Here is a 530-nt window from a genome sequence, read left to right as displayed (position 1 = left end):
ACTCAGAATTTGACGCTATAGAAAAAAGGAGAGGTAATTATTCAATGTCGAATTTTATGAGAAATTCTGCATTAAATATTGAAATGAAAGAGCAGCCAGATATTAAACTGGCTGACCCTGCATTAATTAAAAATATTGCAAGTGTAGGCAATCTTTTAAATCAGATAGCGCGTGTTGCAAACCTACATGCAAAGGCAGGATACCCGATTGAAGTTGCGAGACTAAACATACAAATAAAGTCGATTGAAAACTTAATGAAAAAGGTGGTTTCTGATGCTTGTTAAATTCTTCAAACCTACAGCTTCCAAGGGCGTAACTGGTGGTATTGACTACTTGCTGGGTGACAAGAATCGCTCTGAAAAGCCTGAGCTTTTGAGCGGAAACCCTGACGTTACGCGTCAGCTACTCCACAACTCTACTTTTAAGAACGCGTATACAACGGGTTGTTTGAGCTTTGCTAAAGAAGAAAGCGACATTAGCAAAGAGTTACAGAGTAACTTAATGCAGTCGTTTGAAGAAACGCTCATGAG

General features: G+C 38.9%; 1 protein-coding gene and 1 pseudogene. Both read left to right on the top strand.

What is annotated here, in order from left to right; all coding sequences use genetic code 11:
* A partial coding sequence (locus R7Z47_RS26660) for a plasmid mobilization protein (protein WP_318130999.1) occupies nucleotides 1-284 on the top strand: 284 nt, incomplete at its 5' end.
* A pseudogene (locus R7Z47_RS26655) lies at nucleotides 274-530 on the top strand (relaxase); the annotation flags it as partial. The gene R7Z47_RS26660 and the pseudogene R7Z47_RS26655, both read left to right, overlap by 11 nt.

The organism is Vibrio sp. 1641, from assembly GCF_033339995.1.
Taxonomy (GTDB): domain Bacteria; phylum Pseudomonadota; class Gammaproteobacteria; order Enterobacterales; family Vibrionaceae; genus Vibrio; species Vibrio alginolyticus.
Note: the sequence above shows the minus strand (reverse complement) of the source record. Positions and strands in the feature narration are given on the sequence as shown.